This window comes from uncultured Clostridium sp. (assembly GCF_910588715.1).
Lineage (GTDB): Bacteria > Bacillota > Clostridia > Clostridiales > Clostridiaceae > Clostridium.
In genome coordinates this window covers 1-1,740 of record NZ_CAJURG010000029.1, presented here as the reverse complement: position 1 = coordinate 1,740, position 1,740 = coordinate 1, and the positions used below count along the sequence as shown (strand labels likewise).

Below are 1,740 nucleotides of genomic sequence, written 5' to 3'. Positions count from 1 at the left end.
ATATATTTCCAATATTAGCAACTATAGGCAATAAACAATCACTTTATATATAGTAACATTTTTAAATTAGTATATACAAAAACCACACGAAGCTTGTCACTAATTAGTGGCATATACAAAAATATTTTTACTTTATTGTGATTCATGCGACAAATTGTCAATAGATTAAGTGATAAAACACTAGAGAAAACAGAATACAAGAAAAATGAATAATCTGGACAGAATTACACCGCCTGTCCGGTCATAGGAAGCCGCATATGACGCAACTTGATTCTGCATCCGATATTCTGCTTGTATCATCTCCATTTGTAAAGCCTGCTTCGCACTGCTTGCGCGGCAAGGGCTTGACAAACGAAGCCAATACAAGATTATATCCCCTAAGCAGAATTAAGTCGGTTTCCAGTATTCGAAATACTGGTTCCCAATTTGCCGGAATTATGGTTTCTTTGGACAAGAATATTTAAAAAATTCATAATAAAAAATTCCTGTCGTGCCAATAAGTAATTATCATCTTACTTACCTACACAACAGGAATCTATATATACTAAAATACAAGTTGTTTTTATAAAGAACTATTTTGACCAAACTTTTATATAATTATCCTGAGTTCCATAAAAAATAGTTTCATAATCTTTTTCAATTGGATTAACACCATATGTTATAACCTCTTTTTCACCATTTTTTATTTTTTCATTTAATATGGAACGGTATAATGCAATATATAAATTTTTCCCATCTGGTACAACATCCATTCCGCATCCCACGTAACCATCTTTAGTTTGCATCTCAAGAAAAATTTTGCCATCTTTTTCTTCCAAGTCTATTGTAACCTGTTCTGCTGGAATAATACTCCCTTGATATATAAATAGTCCATAATATATGCCTATTATTAAAAGTAAAACAGTAAAGGCTATGCTTATACCTTTTAGGAAAGCAATCCCAATAGATTTTCTCCATTTATGTGCAATTCCGTCAAGTATATCATTTTTCGTATCGCTTTCAACATTTTTCAATTTAGTTTCTATCTTATGCATATTAAAAATTTTTGCGCACTTATCACATTGCTTTAAATGATTCTCTATTATTTCTTTAGTTTCATTTGAACAAACTTGATCAATGTACATAGGTAATAGATCCTCTATTATTTTACATGGTATTTTATTCATATAAATCTTCCTCCTTTAATTTATTAAGAATTTTTAATTTAGCTCGATAAAAAATTACTCTTGCCCAATTTTCACTATTTCCAAAAATAGTACCTATTTCTTTATAAGATAATTCACTAAAAATTCTTAGGTAAAACACTTCCTTATAAGGTTCTTTCATAGAATGTAATATTTTTAACATATATAAAACTTTTTCCTGTTCTAAAAAAGCATCCTCTATCCGAACAGTATCACACTCCATATTTTCGCATAAGCTATAATCAACTGAAAGTTTGTTTTTCTTGTTTTGTTTATAGTATTCATTTTTCGCAATTTGGCATAACCATGTTCTAATTTGACATTCTCCCCGAAAGTCTTTATATTTTTCCAAAGCCCTGAAGAATGTTTGTTGGGTTATCTCTTCGGCTAATTCTTTATTACAACAAATTGATAAAATATATTTATAAACATATACAAACTCCATTTCATATATCTTACTAAATTCAATATCTTCCATTTATTCCCTCCTTTCATAATATTAGAGTCAAATATCATGCTTTTGTTACAAAATAAATAAAATCCACTCTAAATTTTT

At 29.0% G+C, this 1,740-nt stretch carries 2 protein-coding genes; both read right to left on the bottom strand.

All coding sequences use genetic code 11. From position 1 onward, the window contains the following. Window positions 1-572 precede the first annotated feature (572 nt). Complete coding sequence (locus tag QZ321_RS12400; RefSeq protein WP_294197048.1) at window positions 573-1,166, bottom strand: zf-HC2 domain-containing protein; 594 nt, start codon at window positions 1,164-1,166, stop codon at window positions 573-575. After that, on the bottom strand, window positions 1,159-1,662 hold the full coding sequence (locus QZ321_RS12395) for a sigma-70 family RNA polymerase sigma factor (protein WP_294197046.1): 504 nt from the start codon (window positions 1,660-1,662) through the stop codon (window positions 1,159-1,161). The genes QZ321_RS12400 and QZ321_RS12395 overlap by 8 nt, the downstream gene beginning before the upstream one ends. Between the last annotated feature and the right edge of the window lie 78 nt (window positions 1,663-1,740).